General features: G+C 67.6%; 20 protein-coding genes and 1 pseudogene. 7 read left to right on the top strand and 14 right to left on the bottom strand.

What is annotated here, in order from left to right; genetic code table 11:
• Positions 1-208: 208 nt before the first annotated feature.
• Together EA796_RS04375 and EA796_RS04370 are read right to left on the bottom strand one after the other, a co-directional pair.
• Positions 209-865 carry a CoA transferase subunit B gene (locus tag EA796_RS04375; RefSeq protein WP_122107650.1) on the bottom strand — a complete coding sequence of 219 codons (657 nt, stop codon included), beginning with the start codon at positions 863-865 and terminating at the stop codon, positions 209-211.
• A gap of 12 nt (positions 866-877) precedes the next feature.
• Positions 878-1,576 carry a CoA transferase subunit A gene (locus tag EA796_RS04370; protein ID WP_021443594.1) on the bottom strand — a complete coding sequence of 233 codons (699 nt, stop codon included), beginning with the start codon at positions 1,574-1,576 and terminating at the stop codon, positions 878-880.
• Between the two features lie 104 nt (positions 1,577-1,680).
• Between EA796_RS04370 and EA796_RS04365 the strand changes: the two genes are divergently transcribed.
• On the top strand, positions 1,681-2,571 hold the full coding sequence (locus EA796_RS04365) for a LysR family transcriptional regulator (protein WP_122107649.1): 891 nt from the start codon (positions 1,681-1,683) through the stop codon (positions 2,569-2,571).
• On the opposite strand, the gene EA796_RS04360 is transcribed toward EA796_RS04365, so the two are convergent.
• Positions 2,568-3,161, bottom strand: coding sequence for an NTP transferase domain-containing protein (locus EA796_RS04360; protein WP_256679084.1), 594 nt, complete (start codon positions 3,159-3,161; stop codon positions 2,568-2,570). The two genes, EA796_RS04365 and EA796_RS04360, sit on opposite strands and share 4 nt — an antisense overlap.
• 111 nt (positions 3,162-3,272) lie before the next feature.
• Positions 3,273-3,512: a cytoplasmic protein gene (locus EA796_RS04355; RefSeq protein ID WP_122107648.1), complete on the bottom strand. Its 240-nt coding sequence runs from the start codon at positions 3,510-3,512 to the stop codon at positions 3,273-3,275.
• A gap of 189 nt (positions 3,513-3,701) precedes the next feature.
• On the opposite strand from EA796_RS04355, the pseudogene EA796_RS04350 reads away from it, so the two are divergent.
• Positions 3,702-3,999: pseudogene (locus EA796_RS04350) on the top strand (3-alpha domain-containing protein); the annotation flags it as partial.
• Positions 4,000-4,134: 135 nt separating this feature from the next.
• Positions 4,135-5,097, top strand: a complete 963-nt coding sequence (locus EA796_RS23555; protein ID WP_178082531.1) for a helix-turn-helix domain-containing protein — start codon at positions 4,135-4,137, stop codon at positions 5,095-5,097.
• Here the strand turns inward: EA796_RS23555 and EA796_RS04340 are convergent.
• The gene (locus EA796_RS04340) at positions 5,084-5,467 is read right to left on the bottom strand and encodes a helix-turn-helix domain-containing protein (RefSeq protein WP_021442926.1); all 384 of its coding nucleotides are present in this window, start codon (positions 5,465-5,467) and stop codon (positions 5,084-5,086) included. The two genes, EA796_RS23555 and EA796_RS04340, sit on opposite strands and share 14 nt — an antisense overlap.
• Before the next feature lie 228 nt (positions 5,468-5,695).
• Here EA796_RS04340 and EA796_RS04335 point away from each other — a divergent pair, with 228 nt between their 5' ends.
• The 4 genes from EA796_RS04335 to EA796_RS04320 all read left to right on the top strand — a co-directional run bounded on the left by EA796_RS04335 (position 5,696) and on the right by EA796_RS04320 (position 9,356).
• Entirely contained in the window at positions 5,696-6,814 is a 1,119-nt protein-coding gene (locus tag EA796_RS04335) for an SMP-30/gluconolactonase/LRE family protein (RefSeq protein ID WP_147459027.1), read from the top strand.
• Positions 6,815-6,959: 145 nt separating this feature from the next.
• Positions 6,960-7,784 (top strand): alpha/beta fold hydrolase, encoded by an 825-nt coding sequence (locus tag EA796_RS04330; RefSeq protein ID WP_122107645.1) that lies wholly within the window; start codon positions 6,960-6,962, stop codon positions 7,782-7,784.
• 38 nt (positions 7,785-7,822) lie between these two features.
• Complete coding sequence (locus EA796_RS04325; protein ID WP_122107644.1) at positions 7,823-8,377, top strand: cysteine hydrolase family protein; 555 nt, start codon at positions 7,823-7,825, stop codon at positions 8,375-8,377.
• A gap of 133 nt (positions 8,378-8,510) precedes the next feature.
• The gene (locus EA796_RS04320; protein WP_122107643.1) at positions 8,511-9,356 is read left to right on the top strand and encodes an alpha/beta fold hydrolase; all 846 of its coding nucleotides are present in this window, start codon (positions 8,511-8,513) and stop codon (positions 9,354-9,356) included.
• A gap of 76 nt (positions 9,357-9,432) precedes the next feature.
• On the opposite strand, the gene EA796_RS04315 is transcribed toward EA796_RS04320, so the two are convergent.
• The 9 genes from EA796_RS04315 to EA796_RS04275 form a co-directional block, all read right to left on the bottom strand.
• Positions 9,433-10,797 (bottom strand): cytosine permease, encoded by a 1,365-nt coding sequence (locus tag EA796_RS04315; RefSeq protein WP_021442931.1) that lies wholly within the window; start codon positions 10,795-10,797, stop codon positions 9,433-9,435.
• Between the two features lie 5 nt (positions 10,798-10,802).
• Entirely contained in the window at positions 10,803-11,489 is a 687-nt protein-coding gene (locus tag EA796_RS04310) for a cysteine hydrolase family protein (RefSeq protein ID WP_122107642.1), read from the bottom strand.
• 125 nt (positions 11,490-11,614) lie between these two features.
• A complete protein-coding gene (locus tag EA796_RS23280; protein ID WP_177342885.1) occupies positions 11,615-11,773 on the bottom strand; it encodes a hypothetical protein in 159 nt (52 codons plus the stop codon).
• A 210-nt stretch (positions 11,774-11,983) separates the two neighbouring features.
• A complete protein-coding gene (locus EA796_RS04300) occupies positions 11,984-13,027 on the bottom strand; it encodes an LLM class flavin-dependent oxidoreductase (RefSeq protein WP_122107641.1) in 1,044 nt (347 codons plus the stop codon).
• 376 nt (positions 13,028-13,403) lie between these two features.
• Positions 13,404-13,889: a flavin reductase family protein gene (locus EA796_RS04295; RefSeq protein ID WP_122107640.1), complete on the bottom strand. Its 486-nt coding sequence runs from the start codon at positions 13,887-13,889 to the stop codon at positions 13,404-13,406.
• A gap of 289 nt (positions 13,890-14,178) precedes the next feature.
• On the bottom strand, positions 14,179-15,327 hold the full coding sequence (locus EA796_RS04290) for an ABC transporter ATP-binding protein (protein ID WP_122107639.1): 1,149 nt from the start codon (positions 15,325-15,327) through the stop codon (positions 14,179-14,181).
• Positions 15,328-15,344: 17 nt separating this feature from the next.
• On the bottom strand, positions 15,345-16,154 hold the full coding sequence (locus EA796_RS04285) for an ABC transporter permease (RefSeq protein WP_122107638.1): 810 nt from the start codon (positions 16,152-16,154) through the stop codon (positions 15,345-15,347).
• A gap of 3 nt (positions 16,155-16,157) precedes the next feature.
• Positions 16,158-17,099, bottom strand: coding sequence for an ABC transporter permease (locus EA796_RS04280; RefSeq protein ID WP_122107637.1), 942 nt, complete (start codon positions 17,097-17,099; stop codon positions 16,158-16,160).
• On the bottom strand, positions 17,084-18,109 hold the full coding sequence (locus EA796_RS04275) for a polyamine ABC transporter substrate-binding protein (protein ID WP_122107636.1): 1,026 nt from the start codon (positions 18,107-18,109) through the stop codon (positions 17,084-17,086). Before EA796_RS04275 ends, EA796_RS04280 begins: the two co-directional genes overlap by 16 nt.
• Between the last annotated feature and the right edge of the window lie 71 nt (positions 18,110-18,180).

Raw genomic sequence — 18,180 nt, 5'->3', positions numbered from 1 at the left:
TGGCGGCGACTATGACGACGTCTTGCATGCTTGACTCCTAGGCGAGAGCGAATCGCTCCACGCTGCAGTGCGATACCAGAGCCGCGGGAGGCGCTTTAGCGGCGAGTTTCCAGTCGCGGCTAAAGCCTCTGCCACAAGCCCCATCTGGCCGAACTAAAAACGCCCCGAAGACGCCGTGCGTGGTGGCGCCTTCGAGACGGTAGACAACTTAGAAGCTCATTTCCGGCACGTGGTCGGGCACGATCAGCTTGCCGGCGGTCTTGGCGACGATTTCCTCGACGCTCACCCCCGGCGCGCGCTCGCGCAGGACGAAGGCGTGGTTCTCGATTTCCAGGTAGGCCAGGTCGGTCAGCACCTTGCGGATGCAGCCGCAGCCGGTCAGCGGTAGGCTGCAGTGCTCCAGCAGCTTGGACTCGCCGTCCTTGGAGGCGTGGGTCATGGTGACGATGATGTTGTCGGCGCCGGCCACCAGATCCATGGCGCCGCCCATGCCCTTGACCAGCTTGCCGGGGATCATCCACGAGGCGATGTTGCCGCGCACGTCCACCTCGAAGGCGCCGAGCACGGTCAGGTCGACGTGGCCGCCGCGGATCATGGCGAAGGACTCGGCCGAGCTGAAGATCGATGCGCCCTTGACCGCGGTGACGGTCTGCTTGCCGGCGTTGATCATATCGGCGTCGACCTCGGCTTCCGTCGGGAAGGCGCCCATGCCGAGCAGGCCGTTCTCCGACTGCAGCATCACCTGCATACCCTCGGGCACGTAGTTGGCCACCAGGGTGGGGATGCCGATGCCGAGGTTGACGTAGTAGCCGTCCTGCAGTTCGCGGGCGACGCGCTGGGCCATCTGTTCACGGGTCAAAGCCATGGTCGTCTCTCCTCAGGCGCGCAGGGTGCGTTTTTCGATGCGTTTTTCGAAGCTGCCGCAGATCAGCCGGTCGACGTAGATGCCGGGGGTGTGGATCTGCGTCGGGTCCAGCTCGCCGGGCTCGACTATTTCCTCCACCTCGACCACGGTGATGCGTCCGGCGGTGGCCACCACCGGGTTGAAGTTCTGCGCGGTGTGGCGATAGACCACGTTGCCGAAGTGGTCGGCCTTCCAGCCCTTGACGATGGCGAAGTCGCCGGTGATGGCCGGCTCGAGGATGTAGTGGCGGCCGTTGATCTCGCGTGCCTCCTTGCCCTCGGCGACCGGGGTGCCGTAGCCGGTGGCGGTGAAGAAGGCGGGGATGCCGGCGCCGCCGGCGCGCAGCTTCTCGGCCAGGCTGCCCTGCGGGGTCAGTTCGACTTCCAGCTCGCCGGACAGCAGCTGCTGCTCGAACAGCGCGTTCTCGCCGACGTAGGAGGCGACCATCTTGCGGATCTGCCGGTCTTCCAGCAGCACGCCGAGACCGAAACCGTCGACGCCGCAGTTGTTGGACACCACGGTGAGGTCGCGCACGCCGCGGCGGCGGATCTCTTTGATCAGGTTTTCGGGGATACCGCACAGGCCGAAGCCGCCGGCCAGCACGGTCATGCCGTCCTGCAGGCCGTCCAGGGCTTCTTCATAGCTGCCGACGCGCTTGTCGAGTCCGCTCATCTCGGGGTGCCTCTTGTTGTTATCCGGGGTGAGGCCAAGCTTCAGCTCTGGGGAGTGATTTGTTAAGTTTGTTTTTCCTCTGAATTAATCAGGTAAGCAAATCAATGACCGTCAAGCAGCTGCGCGCCTTCCTCGCCGTGGCGCAGAACCTGAGCTTCGCCCAGGCCTGCGAACGCCTGCACCTGTCGCAACCGGCGCTGAGCCTGGCGATCAAGAACCTGGAGGAGTCGCTCGGCGGCCAGTTGCTGGTGCGCACCACCCGCAGCGTGGCGCTGACCCCCGAGGGCGAGACCCTGCTGCCGATCGCCGTGCGCCTGCTGGCCGACTGGGACAACGCCGAGGACCTGCTGCGCCAGCACTTCAGCCTGCAGCTGGGCAGGGTGGCGGTGGCGGCCATGCCCTCGTTCGCCGGCAACCGCCTGCCGGCGGCGCTGCGCGCCTTCCGCGACGCCCATCCGCGGGTGGGGGTGACGGTGCACGACGTGATCAACGAGCAGGTGCTGGAGATGGTACGCGACCGCCGCGTCGAGCTGGGCATCGCCTTCGAGCCGGCGACCCTCGACGGCCTGCAATTCACCGCGCTGTACGACGACCGCTTCGTCGCCGTGGTGCCGGCCGCCAGCGCCCTGGCCGCCTGCGCCGAGCTGAGCTGGGCGCAGCTGCTGGAACAGCCCTTCATCACCCTGCAGCGGCCCTCGGCGGTGCGCCTGCTGCTGGAGGACAGCGTCATCGCCACGCACGGCAAGCTGCCGGTGGCCTTCGAGAGCCATCAGTTGGTGACGGTGGGGCGCATGGTCGCCGAGGGCCTGGGCGTCAGCGCGGTGCCCAGCCTATGCCGGCGGCAGATGGAGGAGTTGGGCGCGCGCTGCCTGCCGCTGAGCGAGCCGCAGGTCGCCCGCCGCGTCGGCCTGCTGCACCTGGCCGGGCACCAGCTGTCCCGCGCCGCCCAGGCGCTGAGCGAGACGCTGATGCGCCAGGCGGGGGCCGAGGCTTAAAGGCGGCGCCAGTCCTCGGCGGTGTCGACATCCAGCACCAGACCCGGATCGTCCAGCTCGACAATCCGCACCGCGCCCGGGTGCTGCTGGATGACCGACTTGGCGCCCGTGTCGCCGCTCAGCGCGGCGAGCTGCGGCCAGAAGCGGCGGCCGAACAGCACCGGATGGCCGCGGCTGCCGCGATAGCTCGGCAGCAGGATGCACTCGGCGTCGGCTTGCGCCAGCAGGGCGTCGAGGCTGTCGCGGCGAATCCGCGGCATATCGGCGAGAAAGATCGCCACGGCCTGCGCCGACGATTCGGCCAACAGGCGCCGCGCCCCGGCGGCCAGGCTATGGCCCATGCCCTGGGCGCTGGCCGGGTCCTGGACGATGCGCACGGCTGCCGGCAGCCCCAGCCCGGCGGGCGTCTCGTCCGGGCGCAGCACCAGCCACACCTCGTCCAGCGCCGCGCAGGGCAGCGCCAGGCTGGCGGTCAGCAGCGAGTGGCCGTCGGCCAGGGCCGCGCGGCGCTTGTCGGCGCCGAAACGGCGGCTGTAGCCGGCGGCCAGCATCAGGGCGGCAACGGCGAGGGGCGGGGCGGGCATGGCCATGGGCGGTTTCCACTGCATGGGTGGCGAGGTCGAAGGGTCTTGCCCGCCGGCAAGCGCGGGCGAAGACGGCTCAGCATAACCCGCCACGGGCGCCGCGAGCGCCTCGCCCGGTCACCACGGCTGCAGCTCGGTGCGCTTGAACAGAGGTTCGCTGGCGAGCACGCGGATGCCATCCGGAGCGCAGTCCAGCAGGCGCCGCTCGCCGTCGGCCACCAGCAGTTCGAGGTCGTAGCCGGAGCCGGCCAGGCAGCGCGAGATGTCTTGCACGGCCTCCCGCGCCCAGGGGGTAGCGGATTCGAAATGGCCCAACAGCCTGGCGCCCTTGCGCACCATGAGTCGGTATCTGTTCATGTAGTTCTCGCTCGACGATGGGGCGCTCAGAACGCGCAGTGACTGGCGCCCGCCGATGCGACGCTGATCTGTCGCGAACATCAAGCCGCCGAGGTGGCGACATGAGCCTGCCCGGTATTCGTCTCGACGCGCTGCTCACCGGCCGCGCACAGCCGTTCAGCCGACCGGGTTCGCGCAGCGCCATCGACAAGCGACCGCTTCGGCGTCGCTACGCTGGCCCTGCGCGTGCAGCAGTCCGGGCGCACCGGCTGGTACTACCGGGTGCTGCAAGAGGGGGGGCGGCGCCGGCGAGCACCTGCGACTGGTCGAGCGCGCCCATGCCGACTGGCCACTGAGCCGTCTCTCGGCGGTGCTGTTCGACAAGCGGGTGGAGAGCGAGCTGCTGCGCGAATGCCTGACCCTGCCGCTGGTGCCGTCGTGGCGGCGCACCCTGGAGCGGCGGCTGGAGCAGGGCCAGGTCGAGGACTGGGCACCCCGCCTGCAGGGCCGGGACGCGGCCGAAAAACGCCGCACCGGCCACCGATCGCCGGCGCGGCAAGCGGATACGAATGCTTCTACACTGGACTCGCGCGTTGATCTGCGGCTGTCCAGTACCGGCGCAGGGCGCTTTCCTGGGGGCAGCATGAGCCGGCTGATCTGCGCCGACTTCGACGAGTTCGAAGAGGCCTTGTACGGGGTCGAGGGGCATTACGTGCTGCGTTCGCGGCAGCAGCGCGACTGGCGTTTGCGCGTGGTCGAGCTGGACGGCGTGGCCCTGATGTTCGGCCGCGAGGGCGCCGGCACCGTCTACAGCGGCGTCGGCCTGCCCGGCTTCTTCAATATCTTCCTGCCCCTGAGCCGGCACGAGTGTACCGTGCTGGGCGGCCAGCGCCTGGATCGGCGGCTGATCGGCTGGATGGTGCCCGAGGCGATGTTCCATATCGACGCCAGCCAGCCGGCGAGCTGGATGACCGTGGCCATGTCCTGCGAACTGGTGCTGCGCTGGGCGCAGCAGCACGAGGACGAGTTCGACGCCTCGATGCTTGCACGCAATCTGGTCTGCCTGGCCCAGCAGGACCTGGCGCCGCTGGTCTGGCTGGCGCTGCGCCTGCTGCGCATCGACCACTGTGCACCGCAGGAGCTGCATGCCCCGGCGGCCGAGTGCGCGGCGCGCGGCGAACTGCTGGACCGGGTGTTCCGCAGCCTGTTGCCGGTGACGCCGGCGCCATCCGCCGCCGCTGGCCGGCACAACCACCAGTCGATACTGCGCCGGGCCCTGGAACTGCTCGACGCCATGCCGGATACCCCGCTGCACCTCGCCGACCTGTGCCAGGCCTGCCACACCTCGGAGCGCACGCTGCGCAACCTGTTCACCCGCTACCTGGGCATGAGCCCGCACCGCTACCTGATGCAGCACCGCCTGCACGCGATTCGCCGCGCCATCCTGCACGCGGCGGCGGGGGAGACCATCACCGAGATTTGCGCGCGCTTCGGCGTGTGGGACTTCGGCCGTTTCGCCGGCCTCTACCGTCGCTACTTCGGCGAGCTGCCGTCGCAGTCGCTGCGCAGCCGCCGTTCGCTGCCGCCGTCGCTCAGCCAGGGTTGACGCCGCGCAGCAGGGTGACGCTGGGGTACTCGCCGAACAATGCGTGGTAGTCCGCCGCCATGCGCCCGCAATCGGTGTAGCCGAAGCGCCGGGCGATCTCCGTGACGCTGCTCTGATGCTGATCGGCGACCGCCAGGGCGGCGCGCAGCAGGTGCAGGCGGCGCAGGCGCAGATAACGTGCCGGCGCCATGCCCAGGGTGGCGACGAAGGCGCTGCGCAGGGTGCGTTCGCTGACCCCGACGCTGCGGCACAGCTCGGCCAGGCGCGGCGGGCGCCCGCAGCCGAGCGGCAACGACTCCAGCACCCGCTGCAGCAAGCGCTCGTGAGAGGCCTGCCGGGCGCGTTGGCGCGGCGTGATGCGCGGTGGCATGGCAGTGTCCTGGCGAGGGCGACGCCTCCAGACTGGGCCGAGACGGGCGCTGCGACTACGTAAAACAGGCAAATCCACGGCGCCTGGCAACTTTGCCGATTTTACGTAGCTGCCTGCTGCCGCGCGCAGCGACCATCGATTCATCGCTCGCCATCCGCTGCCCCGGCATTCGGCGCCCTGACGAGCCCCCTGAAGCGTTCGAGCGTGGTCGACGCGAGTGGAGGCGATATGAGTCTGTCGCAGTGTCGAATGGGCATCCTGAGCCTGCTGCTGGCCGCCGCGCCTGCTGCTGTGCGGGCCGAGGCGCTGGGCCCGCAGGTGCTCGAGGTCGAGCCGTTCGTCGAGCTGCCCGCCGGGGTGCGCTACCCGGAAGGGCTCGCCGCCAACCCGGGCAACGGTGAAATCTACGTCGGCACCTTCGATGCGCGCGAACCTGCCAGCGTGCGCAACAACCAGCTGCTGCGCTATGCCGCCGATGGCCGGCTGCTGGCGCAACGCGCCTTTGCCGCGACGCCGTTGACCGGCGTGGGTTATGCCGATGGCCAGATTTATATCCTCAACTTCGGTGCCGGCAAGCTGCAACGCATCGCGGCCGATTTCACCGCGGACAGCCCGGTCGAGGACCTGCTCGACTTCCCCCGGCTCAGCCCGGCCGTGCCCTCCCCGCGCAGCGTGGCCAACCCGGACGGCAGCCAGGACCGAATCCACTTCGGCGCCAGCGGCATGCCGGCGCCCAACGGCCTGGTGTTCGCCGGCAATGGCGATCTCTATGTCTCCGACTCCTTCCAGGGCGCGCTGTATCGCATCGCCAATGCCACGCGCTGCGCGCCCTGCACGCTAGAGGTGCTGTCGCGCGATCCGCTGCTGGCCACCGCGGGCTTTCTGCCCTTCGGCGCCAACGGCCTGGCCTTCAATGCCGACGAAAGCCGGCTCTATATCAACAACGCCGGCGACGGTCGCCTGCTGCGCCTGAACCTGGCGAGCGGCGAGCTGCAGGTGCTCGCCGAGAGCCTGCCGGGAGCCGACGGCTTGCTGTTTTACGACGGCCTGCTGTGGCTGCTGGCCAATCAGGTCGACCAGCTGCTCGGCCTCGACGAACGCGGCCTGATCCGCGTGCGCGCGGGCGGCTTTCAGGGCATCGCCGGCAACGGCGCGCCGCGCGGCCTGCTGTTTCCCGCCAGCAGCGTGGTGCAGGGCGAGTGGATGCTGGTCAGCAACCTGGCCCTGCCGCTGACGCCCGCCGAGGGCGACGAGTGGGAGGAGCGGGTCAGTACCTGGAACCTGATGCGCGTGCGCCTGCCGCCGTCGCTTAGCAGAGGAGCGTCTGCCAATGCCGCAATACCCTGAAGCACCGCTGAACCACGGCCGTCGCCACCTGCTGCTCGGCTCCGCCGCGCTGGCCACGGCGCTGCTGTTACCCCTGGGCGGTTGCACGCGCGGCAGTGGCCCCGCGGCAAGCCGCCCGCAACCAGAGAATGGAGAGCGCAAGACCATGGGCACTATCACCACTCGCGACGGCACCGAGATCTATTACAAGGACTGGGGCACTGGCCCGGTTGTGGTGCTCAGCCACGGCTGGCCGCTCAACGCCGACAGCTGGGAGGCGCAGATGATGTTTCTCGCCAGCAACGGCTACCGGGTGATCGCCCACGACCGCCGCGGCCATGGCCGCTCCAGCCAGCCCTGGAGCGGCAACGAGATGGACACCTATGCCGACGACCTGGCCCAGTTGCTCGATCAGCTGGACGTGCGCGGCGCCGCGCTGTTCGGCTTCTCCACCGGCGGCGGCGAGGTGGCGCGCTACATCGGCCGCCACGGCACGGCGCGGGTGGCCAAGGCCGGGTTGATCGCGGCGGTGCCGCCGCTGATGGTGCAGACCGAGGCCAATCCCGGCGGCCTGCCACTTTCGGTGTTCGACGGCATCCGCGCCGCCTCGCTGGCCGACCGCTCGCAGCTGTACCGCGACGTCGCCAGCGGCCCCTTCTTCGGCTACAACCGCCCCGGCGCCAAGGCCTCCCAGGGGGTGATCGACGCCTTCTGGATGCAGGGCATGATGGCCGGGCACAAGAACGCCTACGACTGCATCAAGGCCTTCTCCGAAACCGATTTCACCGAAGACCTGAAGAAGTTCTCCATCCCCACGCTGATCCTGCACGGCGACGACGACCAGATCGTCCCGGTGGACGCCGCCGCACGCGCCTCGGCCAGGCTGGTGCCGCACGCCAAGCTGGTGATCTACCCCGGCGCCCCGCACGGCATCACCGACACCCACAAGGAACGGCTGGGCGCTGACATGCTGGCCTTCCTGCGCAGCTAGCAGGCAGCGTTGTTCGCACCCATTGAGAGGTCATTCACATGAGCAGCAAGACAGCCCTGATCGTGGTGGATATCCAGAACGATTACTTTCCCGGCGGCCTGTGGACCCTGAGCAAGGTCGAGGCCGCCGCGGCCAAGGCGGCGCAGGTGATCGCCGTGTTCCGCGAGCGCGGCGATCTGGTCGTGCATATCCGCCATGAGTTCACCAGCGCCGACGCGCCGTTCTTCCGCCCCGGCAGCGAAGGCGCGCAGCTGCACCCCAGCGTGATCAATCAGCCTGACGAGCCGGTGGTGCTCAAGCACTACATCAATTCTTTCCGGGAGACCGAGCTCAAGGCCGTGCTGGATCGGCACGGCATCGAGGCGGTGGTGGTGGTGGGCAACATGAGCCATATGTGCGTGGACGGCATCACCCGCGCTGCCGTGGATTTCGGTTACGCCACCACTGTGCTGCACGATGCCTGCGCCACCCTCGACCTCGAGTTCAATGGCGTGAAGGTGCCCGCCGAACAGGTACACGCGGCCTTTATGGCGGCGCTCCGCTTCGGTTACGCGCCGGTGATCTCCACGGCCGAGTACCTGCAGGCGCTCTAGGAGGCCCCATGAAACAGAGCATGACTTTGGCCGCGATGCCGGGGGCAATGCCGCTGGGCGCCGAGCGGGGGCGAGGTCACCAAGGCGCCCTGGCGGGCGAATCACAGCGGTCTTTCACCAGGAGCCCACGATCATGAGCCTTGCAGATTCCGCCACTACTGCCGCCAACCAGTTCGTCGAGGTCGACGGCCGGCGCCTGGCCTATCGCGTCATCGGCGCAGGCACGCCGCTGCTGCTGTGCCTGCGCTTTCGCGGCACCATGGACGACTGGGATCCGGCCTTCCTCGATGCGCTCGCCGCGCGGGATTTCCGCGTGCATGTCTTCGACTACAGCGGCCTCGGCTGGTCCACGGGGCAGCCGAGCTATGACCCGGCCGCGCTGGCCAAGGACATCCTCGATCTGATCGGCGCGCTGGGACTTGGCCGCCTGGTGCTGGGCGGCTGGTCGATTGGCGGCGTGGCGGCGCAGCTGGTGCTGTTGCAGGCGCCGCAACTGCTCAGCCACCTGCTGCTGATCGCCACCACGCCGCCCGGCCCGCTGGTCAAGACCGGCGAGCCGCTGTTCTATGAGCTGGCCGCCCGCGACAACGATTTCGAGGATTTCGTCAGCCTGTTCTTCGAACCGAGTTCGGCCAGCAGCCGCGAGGCGGCGCAGCGTTCGGCCGAGCGCATCGCCCGACGCAGCGACGGGCGCTGCCCGCCGGTGCCTTTTGCCTGGGCCGCGCAGTTTCTCGGCGACGGGCCGCGCAACCCGATGTTCCCGCTGCCGGCGGCGCTGGAGGCGCTCAAGCGGACGCAAACGCCGGTGCTGCACCTGGGCGGCGACCACGACATCGTGTTTCCGGTGGAGAACTGGTACGCGCTCAACCGGACGCTGCCCACCCTGCAGCTGCTGACCCTGCCCAGCACCGGGCATGGCCCGCAGTTGCAGTATCCCGAGGCCAGCGCCGCGCATATCGCCGCCTTCGTTGCTGGCTGAGAACGAGTGCGCTGCAAGGCGCGGCGCAACCCCGAGGCAGACCTCACCCCGCGCGGGGTGAGGTCTGCCTTAGGCTTCAGGGCGACAGCGGTTGTGCGCCACTGGCCATTCGCTGGCGGCGCATCAGGCCGTAGTAGGTCAGCGCCGGCACCAGCAGGCCCACCGCCCAGGCCAGGTCCACGCCGTCCAAGGCGCTGGCGATCGGGCCGACGTAGAGCGTGGTGTTCATGAACGGCACCTGTAGCACGATGGCCAGCACGAAGCTGCCGCAGGCGATCAGGTTGACCCGGCCGTAGCGGCCGCACGGGTCGAAGATGTCCGCCACGCAGTACTCGCCCTTGCGCAGGCAGTAGTAGTCCACCAGGTTGATGGCGGTCCAGGGGATGAGGAAGTAGCTCATGAAGAAGATGAAGTTGAGGAAGAAGGCGATGAAGTTCTCCTGACTGACGCTGCACAGGGCGGTGGCGATCAGGCTGATCAGCAGCATGAACAGGGCGCGCACCCTGGGCGTCACGCGCAGGCGGGCGAAGGGTTCGATCACCGTGACCGTGGACATGAAGGCGCCGTAGAGGTTGAACACGTTGATCGCCACCTGGCCATAGACGATGAACAGAAACAGCAGCAGCGCGCCCGGGCCGAACAGCTGGGCCAGATGGCTGCCGACGTTGTCGGCAAAGCCGCCTATGCCCACGCTGAGCACGGCGCCGAGGATCATCATCCAGGCGCCGCCCGCCACCGTGCCGGCATAGCTGAACCAGAACACCCGGGCCGCCGAGGTGGCGCTGGGCAGGTAGCGCGAGTAGTCGGCGACATAGGGCGCGTAGGACAGCTGCCAGGTGACCGCGATACTCACCGCGACGAGGAACTGCGGCAGCGCGAAACCGGCCGGCGACCACTGCCCGGCCGGGATCGGCAGACCCAGGGCGAGGGCGCTGGCGGCGAGAAACACCAGCACCGAGAGCAGCGACAGCAACTTCTGCAGGCGGTGGATCAGGCGGTAGCCGTAGAGCGCGACCACGAAGCACAGCGCGCCGATCAGGTAGATGTTGCCCGTGCCGCCCAGCGGGCTGACCGACTCGATCGCCTGCGCCGCCAGCAGGGTGTTGCTGACGAAGAAGCCCAGGTAGATGAGCATCACGAACAGCAGCGGCAGCACCGCGCCGAGCACGCCGAACTGGGCTCGGCTCTGGATCATCTGCGGGATGCCCAGCCTGGGACCCTGAGCCGAATGCGAGGCCATGAAGACGGCGCCGATCAGCGAACCGAGGACGATCGCCAGGGCGCTCCAGAACAGGTTCAGACCGAGCATCACCGGCAGCACGCCGGAGGCGATGGTGGTGATGTTCATATTGGCGCCGAACCAGATGTAGAACAGCGAACCCGGCTGGCCGTGGCGTTCGTTTTCGGGGATGAAATCGATGCTTCTTTTCTCGACTTGCATAGCGGTTACTCCTGTTCCCGGCGCTGCAGGCCGAGGCTGGATTCGAGGCGGGCGATGGCGGCGGCGAACGCGGCCGGCTGGTGAGCGAAACTGTCCGGCGCCGTTGGTCGGCAGGACGAGAAGGGCTCGCCCCGCAGGGCGCGCAGGTACTGCTCGGTGGCGAACAGTTCGATGGCGTAGACCCAGTTGGCCATGATCAGCAGCGCCGCATGGTGGGCCGCGTCGGTGGTGCTGGTGCAGGCGTCGGCGATCAGCTCGACCCGGTAGCCCAGGGCGAAGGCGTCGAGCACCGTGGCCAGCACGCAGGCGTCGGTGAGCACGCCGGCGACCGCCAGGCGGCGCACGCCCAGCTCGCGCAGGTGGCGATCCAGCCCGGTGCGGTGGAAGCAGCTGTAGCGGGGCTTGTCGAATACCAGCTCGCCGGGACGCGGCGCCAGGCGTTCGAGGATTTCCACCTGGCGGCTGCCGGCACGGTAGCTGGTCGGGCGCCCGCCGGCGTCCCGCGGCTCGCCCGGCGGCAGGTCGCTGCCGTCCGCCGCGTTGATGTGGCGGCTGTAGAGGATGGGGATACCGGCACTGCGCATGGCGTCGAGCAGCGTGGCGTGATTGTCGATGACCGCGGGTAGGTCATGCAGGGGGAAACCCTCTTCCTGCTGCATGTCGATGACCAGCAAGGCTCTGTCTGTATTCATGAGCAACTCTTGTTGTTGTTCGACCATGAGTGCGCGCCGACAGTACGCGGCGGCCCGGCGCACGGGGGCGCGGGCGGCGAGCGCAAAGGCGTCGGACGCGGGCGAATTTCAGCGAGGCGAGTCGATCAGCGGACTATCTGCCAGAAGCCGTTCTGTTTGGCCGTGACACAGGCGCGCAAGCGCTTGAGAAAGAGATGGGCGGGCGTCCACTTGCCGCGCAGATAGGCCATGGCGGCCCCGGGCAGTGGTTTGCGGATGCAGAGGGTGAGGCCAGTGAGGTGCATGGCGTTCGACCACCTGTGGGTTGTTAGAACCTGTTCAAAGTCTGCTGCGCGTCGGCACTGCTGCGTTAAAAACAGGCTCGGAATGCTCATTTACACCAGTAAACTCCGCTTCCTCGCCTGTTTTTGCCTTGCATTGCTCTAGCTCGCGAGACTTTGAACAGGCTCTTGGGAAGCGGCCGGATCGCCCGATCCGGCCGCCTGCGGCGTCTGTCAGCGGAACGCCGGCACCACGTGCTGGATGAAGAGTTCCAGGGATTTCTTCTTCTCGGCGTGCGGCAGGCTGTTGTCGGCCCAGAAGCTGAATTCGTCGACGCCCAGCTCCTGGTAGTGGCGGATGCGTGCGATGATTTCTTCCGGGGTGCCGATCATGGTGTTCTTACGGATATTGTCCAGCTCGAACTCCGGGCGCTCCTTGAACTTCTCTTCCGGGCTCGGCGGCAGCAGGCCGTTGACCGGGGTCTGCTTGTTGCCGAACCAGGCGTCGAAGGTGCGGTAGAACTTGGAGATGGCCGCGGCGCCGACCTTCCAGCCGTCCGGGTCGTCCTTGGTGTGGACGTGGGTGTGGCGCAGCACCATCAGTTGCGGACGGGGCACCTCGGGATTGTTGGCCAGGGCGGCCTCGAACTTGTTCTTCAGATCGACCACTTCCTCGTCGCCCTTCATCAGCGGGGTGACCATCACGTTGCAGCCATTGGCCACGGCGAAGTTGTGCGAGTCCGGGTCGCGCGCGGCGATCCACATGGGCGGACCGGGCTGCTGGAGCGGCCGCGGCGAGGAGGTGGAGGTGGGGAACTTCCAAATCTCGCCGTCGTGGGCGACGTCGCCCCGCCACAGCGCCTGGACCACCGGCACCATCTCGCGCAGGTACTTGCCGCCGTCGGTGGCCGGCATGCCGTTGGCCATGCGGTCGAACTCGTACTGGTAGGCGCCGCGGGCCAGGCCCACCTCCATGCGCCCGTTGCTGATCACGTCGAGCAGGGCGCATTCGCCGGCGACGCGGATGGGGTGCCAGAAGGGCGCGATGATGGTGCCGGCGCCGAGGCGGATGGTGCTGGTGCGCGCGGCCAGGTAGGCCAGCAGCGGCATCGGGCTCGGCGAGATGGTGTACTCCATCGCATGGTGTTCGCCGATCCACACGGTGCTGAACCCGCCGGCTTCCGCCAGCAGGGTCAGCTCGGTGAGGTCTTCGAACAGCTGGCGGTGGCTGGTCTGCTCGTCGTAGCGCTCCATATGCACGAACAAAGAAAATTTCATGATGCGTTCCTCGAACCTGTGTCTGGTCGGCCATGGCCTGGCCGGCTGTGGTGGCGCTCGTATCGCGCTCGGGTTGTTATGGATCCACTGGCGCCGAAGCGGCGCGGCAACAAGGCAAAATTGGTCGCTGCGTATTGGTATACCATAATACTGTATATCTGCAAGGTCTTTTTACCCTAAGCCATCCGCCCTTGAATTAACCCTAGGTCGAGCCCGGCATGTGCGCCGCCGGGCAGCCAAACGGCGGGTGCTCGATTCACTCGCCGGCGCCTCGTGAGCCGCGCCAACAGCGCGCTCGGGCATCCGGCGTCGGCCGGCGAACGCATAAAAAAGCCCCCAACCAAGGGGGGCAAGACAAGCACACAACAGATCGGGATCAGGCGAAGGCGGGCAGGGCGCCCATCTTGCCGCGGCAGTAGATCATCGGTTCGACGCGCTGCTGCGGCACGATCAGGTTCTGCACCGCACCCACCAGGATGGCGTGATCGCCACCTTCGTATTCGCGCCACAGCTCGCACTCGATGATGGCGGTGGCGTTGCCCAGCAGCGGGTTGCCCAGCTCGCTCAGCGTCCATTCGATGCCGCGAGCCTTGTCCTTACCCTTCTTGGCGAAGGCATAGGCCTCGCTTTGCTGCTCGGCCGACAGCAGGTGGATGGCGAAGCGCTTGTTCTTGATCAGCAGCGGGTAGGAATCGGAGCTGTAGTTCGGGCAGAACAGCACCAGGGCCGGGTCGATGGACAGGGAGCTGAAGGCGCTGGCCGTCAAGCCGACGATCTGGCCATCGTCGTCCAGCGTGGTGATCACGGTGACGCCAGAGGGAAAGGAGCCCATGACGAGTTTGTAGGTATGTGCATCGATCATTTCGAGTACCTGCGTGACGTATCGGCTGCGACCAGCAGCGCTTTCGTGTCTGATGGTATACCATAATATTGTTCGTGCAAGCGCTATTTGCGAGTGCTCGCAGCTCGCCCGATGCACGGCGTCTGGCGGCCTGGCCTCGTGGGGTGATGCGGGGCCGCCGGGGTTGCGCGCACCCCGCGAAGGGGCGAGCAGCTGGTGCTCTCGGCGCACCCTACGCTCGTATTCGACGGCGACAGGCAAAGAAAACCCCCGCCCTGCGCAGCAGGGCGGGGGCGAGGGGGAGTTTGCTTCAGTGCGCGCCGGCGGCCTTGCTCAGGTCGCTCTCCTGCCACTGGCTGTAGACGCAGGCATCGGCCGCGGCCCAGCGCACCAGAACCGGGGCGCCGGTTTGCAGGGGCGGGGTGCTGCCGGACAGCTCCTTCAGGGTCAGCTGGGTGCCGCCGGGGGTGGTCACGCTGCAGGTCAGGCTTTCGCCGAGGAACACGGTTTCCGCGACCCGCGCCTGGATCTCGTTCCAGCCGGCCGGCCGCGGCATGCTCCCGGCCTGCTGCGGGGTCAGCACCTGGGCTTTCTCCGGGCGCACCATCAGCAGCAGTTCCTGGCCCTCGGTGATGCCCACGGTGGGGCGAACGGCCAGGGACTGGCCCTCGAAGCTGGCCGCCGCATGGCCCTGGGCCTTGATCTTGAGGAAGTTGGAGTTGCCGAGGAAGGAGGCGACGAAGGCATTCGGCGGGTTCTGGTACAGCTCGTAGCCGCTGCCCAGGCCGACGATCTTGCCGTGGCTGAAGATGGCGATGCGTTGCGACAGGCGCATGGCTTCTTCCTGGTCGTGGGTCACGTAGACGATGGTGATGCCCAGGCGCCGGTGCAGGTGGCGCAGTTCGTCCTGCAGGTCCTCGCGCAGCTTCTTGTCGAGGGCGCCGAGCGGCTCGTCCATCAGCAGGATGCGCGGCTCGTAGACCAGCGCGCGGGCGATCGCCACACGCTGCTGCTGGCCGCCGGAGAGCTGCGCCGGGCGACGGTGGGCGAACTGTTCCAGTTGCACCAGCTTGAGCATGGCCTCGACCTGGCGCTCGCGTTCGCCGCGTGCCTGCTTGCGAATCTCCAGGGGGAAGCCGATGTTGTCGCGCACGTTCAGGTGCGGGAACAGCGAGTAGCGCTGGAACACCATGCCGATGTCGCGCTTGTGCGGCGGCACGTTGACCAGGGATTTGCCGGCGACCAGGATTTCCCCGCTGCTGGGCGTCTCGAAGCCGGCCAGCATCGACAGGGTGGTGCTCTTGCCCGAGCCGCTGGAGCCGAGGAAGGTGAGGAACTCGCCCTCCTGGATATCCAGGCTGATGTTGTCCACGGCGACGAAGTCGCCATAGTGCTTGTTCAGGTTGCGCAGGCTGACCAGGGGCGCCTGGCTCTGGTTGTCTTGGATCACGGCACTCATTGGCTTTTCCTCATGAATCAGGCGCGGGGTTCGTTGCGTCGACGCAGGGCGGCGGCGATCAGCATGATCAGCAGCGACAGGCCGATCAGCAGGGTCGAGGCCACCGCGATCACCGGTGTCAGGTCCTGGCGCAGGGTGGTCCACATCTTCACCGGCAGGGTCTGCAGGCTCGGGCTGGCCATCATCACGCTCAGCACCACCTCGTCCCAGGACACCAGGAAGGCGAATAGCGCGCCGGCCACCAGGCCGGGACGGATGGCCGGGAAGGTCACCTTGAGCACTGCCTGCAGGCGCGAGGCGCCGCAGATCACCGCGGCGTCCTCGATCGACTGGTCGAACAGTTTCAGCGAATTGATGATCGAGATGATGGTGAAGGGCAGCGCCACTATCACGTGGCTGACCACGAAGGCGAACAGCGTGCCGGTGTAGCCCAGCTTGAGGAACAGGGCATAGATGGCCACGGCGATGATCACCAGCGGCACTATCATCGGCAGGGTGAACAGCGCGTAGAGCAGCTCGCGGCCGGGGAACTTGCCGCGCACCAGGGCGAAGGCGCTGGGCAGGCCCAGGGCCACGGCGCAGGCGGTGGTCAGCAGGGCGACCTTGAAGCTGGTGTAGGCCGACTCCATCCACTGCGCGTTGGAGAAGAACTGCTCGTACCATTTCAGCGTCCAGCCCGGCGGCGGGAACACCAGCCACTGCGATGAGCCGAACGACAGCAGCACGATGAACAGGATCGGCAGCAGCAGGAAGGCCGCGATGGCCCCGGTGACGAGGTAGAGGCCGGCGCGCAGGCGCGGCCCCATGGCGTTGGGCGACAGCAGCATGGCTTACCTCGCGGTACTGGAAGCCACCGGCGATTCCGGTTGCAGCTTCAGATAGGCGTAGAACAGCAGCAGGGTGATGGCGATCAGCAGCGCGGCGGCGGCGCTGGCCAGGCCCCAGTTGAGGAAGGACTGCACCTGCTGGACGATGAACTCCGGCAGCATCATGTTCTGTGCGCCACCGAGCAGGGCCGGGGTGACGTAATAACCGAGCGACATGACGAACACCATCAGGCCGCCGGAGAACAGCCCCGGCCGGCACAGCGGCAGGAACACCCGGAAGAAGTTGCGCCAGGGGCTGGCGCCGCAGATCGAGCCGGCCTGCAGCACCATGGGGTCGATGGCGCTCATGGTCGCCTGCAGCGGCAGCACGATGAAGGGGATCATGATGTAGCTCATGCCGATCACCACCCCGGTCAGGTTGTGCACCAGCTCCAGCGGCTGATCGATCAGGCCCAGGGCCATCAGCGCCTTGTTGAGCACCCCGGAGGCCTGCAGCAGCACCAGCCAGGAGTAGGTGCGCGCCAGCAGGCTGGTCCACATCGACAGCAGCACGATGCTCAGCAGCCAGCGGCCCCAGCCGCGCGGCGTCAGGGTGATCGCCCAGGCCAGCGGGAAACCCAGCAGCAGGCTGATCAGGGTGACCAGGCCGGCGACGGCGAAGGTATTGAACAGTACGCGAGCATAGGCCGAGTTGGCGAACAGCTGCTCGTAGTTGCCCAGCCCCGGTTCCGGTTCCAGCACGCCGCGCAGCAGCAAGCCGATCAGCGGGGCGAGGAAGAACAGGCCGAGAAACAGCAGGGCGGGGATCAGCTTGGCGGCTCCGCGCCAGCGCGAAGGGCTGCGATTCATGACGGCGGCTCGGTTGGCGGCGAGGCCGCCGGCGCTGGATGCGCCGGCGCCTGCCTGGGCCGAAGGGACGGCCAGGGGCTTCACTTGACCAGCCATTCGTTCCACCGTGCGGCGATGGCCGGGCCATGCTCGGCCCAGTAGGCGAAGTCGAGGGTGATCTGATCTTCAGCGTAGGCGGTCGGCAGGTTGGGAGCCAGGTCGGCCTTGAGCTGGGCGACGCTGCCGGTGTTGACCGGGGCATAGGCGGTGAGGTTGGCGAAATCGGCCTGGCCCTTGGCGCTGGCCGCGTTGGCCAGGAACTGCATGGCCGCCTCCTTGTTCTTCGAGCCCTTGGGGATGACCAGGAAATCGGCCATCACCAGGTTCTGCTTCCAGCTCACCCCGACCGGCGCGCCGTCCTGCTGCAGGGCGTAGATGCGGCCGTTCCAGAACTGGCCGAGGCTCGCCTCGCCAGAGGCCAGCAGCTGCTGCGACTGGGCGCCGCCGCCCCACCAGACGATGTCCTTCTTGATGCTGTCGAGCTTCTTGAATGCGCGATCCAGATCCAGCGGGTAAAGCTGCTCGATGGCCACGCCGTCGGCCAGCAGCGCCAGTTCCAGCACGCCGGGGCTGGGCCATTTGTACAGGGCGCGCTTGCCCGGGTAGGCGGCGGTATCGAACAGCGCGCTCCAGTCCTGCGGCGCCTTGCCGCCGAGGCGGCCCTGGTTGTAGCCGAGCACGAAGGAGAAGTAGAAGGAGCCGACGCCGTGGTCGGAGACGAAACGCGGGTCGAGCTGCGTGCGGTCGATCACGCTGAAGTCGAGCGGTTCGAGCAGGCCTTCGCGGGCGGCGCGCAGGGCGAAGTCGGCTTCCACGTCGACCACGTCCCACTGCACGTTGCCGCTCTCGACCATGGCCTTGAGCTTGCCGTAGTCGGTCGGCCCGTCCTGCAGCACCTTGATGCCGGTCTTCTCGCTGAAGGGGGTGGCCCAGGCCGTCGTCTGCGCTTCCTGGGTGGTGCCGCCCCAGCTGACGAAGCTGAGGTTGTCGGCGGCGCTGGCCGCGCCTGCGCCGGCGACCATGAGTGCGGTGGCGAACACCGCGGTAGCAGTTTTCTTGAACACCATCTTGCTTGCCCTCGTTGTTGTGTTTGTACGCAAGCGGGCTTTGGCGGTGCCCGCCTTTCAGGGAGCAGTTG

The sequence above is a fragment of the Pseudomonas sp. AOB-7 genome (assembly GCF_003696305.1).
GTDB lineage: Bacteria > Pseudomonadota > Gammaproteobacteria > Pseudomonadales > Pseudomonadaceae > Aquipseudomonas.
Note: the sequence above shows the minus strand (reverse complement) of the source record. Positions and strands in the feature narration are given on the sequence as shown.

Excerpts from the sequence above, each read along its gene's own strand:
- EA796_RS04285 (WP_122107638.1), bottom strand. The coding sequence starts at position 16,154 with ATGCTGCTGTCGCCCAACGCCATGGGGCCGCGCCTGCGCGCCGGCCTC.
- EA796_RS04295 (WP_122107640.1), bottom strand. The coding sequence starts at position 13,889 with ATGATCGATGCACATACCTACAAACTCGTCATGGGCTCCTTTCCCTCT.
- EA796_RS04325 (WP_122107644.1), top strand. The coding sequence starts at position 7,823 with ATGAGCAGCAAGACAGCCCTGATCGTGGTGGATATCCAGAACGATTAC.
- EA796_RS04340 (WP_021442926.1), bottom strand. The coding sequence starts at position 5,467 with ATGCCACCGCGCATCACGCCGCGCCAACGCGCCCGGCAGGCCTCTCAC.
- EA796_RS04300 (WP_122107641.1), bottom strand. The coding sequence starts at position 13,027 with ATGAAATTTTCTTTGTTCGTGCATATGGAGCGCTACGACGAGCAGACC.
- EA796_RS04375 (WP_122107650.1), bottom strand. The coding sequence starts at position 865 with ATGGCTTTGACCCGTGAACAGATGGCCCAGCGCGTCGCCCGCGAACTG.
- EA796_RS04370 (WP_021443594.1), bottom strand. The coding sequence starts at position 1,576 with ATGAGCGGACTCGACAAGCGCGTCGGCAGCTATGAAGAAGCCCTGGAC.
- EA796_RS04290 (WP_122107639.1), bottom strand. The coding sequence starts at position 15,327 with ATGAGTGCCGTGATCCAAGACAACCAGAGCCAGGCGCCCCTGGTCAGC.
- EA796_RS23280 (WP_177342885.1), bottom strand. The coding sequence starts at position 11,773 with ATGCACCTCACTGGCCTCACCCTCTGCATCCGCAAACCACTGCCCGGG.
- EA796_RS23555 (WP_178082531.1), top strand. The coding sequence starts at position 4,135 with ATGAGCCGGCTGATCTGCGCCGACTTCGACGAGTTCGAAGAGGCCTTG.
- EA796_RS04310 (WP_122107642.1), bottom strand. The coding sequence starts at position 11,489 with ATGAATACAGACAGAGCCTTGCTGGTCATCGACATGCAGCAGGAAGAG.
- EA796_RS04280 (WP_122107637.1), bottom strand. The coding sequence starts at position 17,099 with ATGGCTGGTCAAGTGAAGCCCCTGGCCGTCCCTTCGGCCCAGGCAGGC.
- EA796_RS04320 (WP_122107643.1), top strand. The coding sequence starts at position 8,511 with ATGAGCCTTGCAGATTCCGCCACTACTGCCGCCAACCAGTTCGTCGAG.
- EA796_RS04335 (WP_147459027.1), top strand. The coding sequence starts at position 5,696 with ATGAGTCTGTCGCAGTGTCGAATGGGCATCCTGAGCCTGCTGCTGGCC.
- EA796_RS04360 (WP_256679084.1), bottom strand. The coding sequence starts at position 3,161 with ATGGCCATGCCCGCCCCGCCCCTCGCCGTTGCCGCCCTGATGCTGGCC.
- EA796_RS04365 (WP_122107649.1), top strand. The coding sequence starts at position 1,681 with ATGACCGTCAAGCAGCTGCGCGCCTTCCTCGCCGTGGCGCAGAACCTG.
- EA796_RS04315 (WP_021442931.1), bottom strand. The coding sequence starts at position 10,797 with ATGCAAGTCGAGAAAAGAAGCATCGATTTCATCCCCGAAAACGAACGC.
- EA796_RS04355 (WP_122107648.1), bottom strand. The coding sequence starts at position 3,512 with ATGAACAGATACCGACTCATGGTGCGCAAGGGCGCCAGGCTGTTGGGC.
- EA796_RS04330 (WP_122107645.1), top strand. The coding sequence starts at position 6,960 with ATGGGCACTATCACCACTCGCGACGGCACCGAGATCTATTACAAGGAC.
- EA796_RS04275 (WP_122107636.1), bottom strand. The coding sequence starts at position 18,109 with ATGGTGTTCAAGAAAACTGCTACCGCGGTGTTCGCCACCGCACTCATG.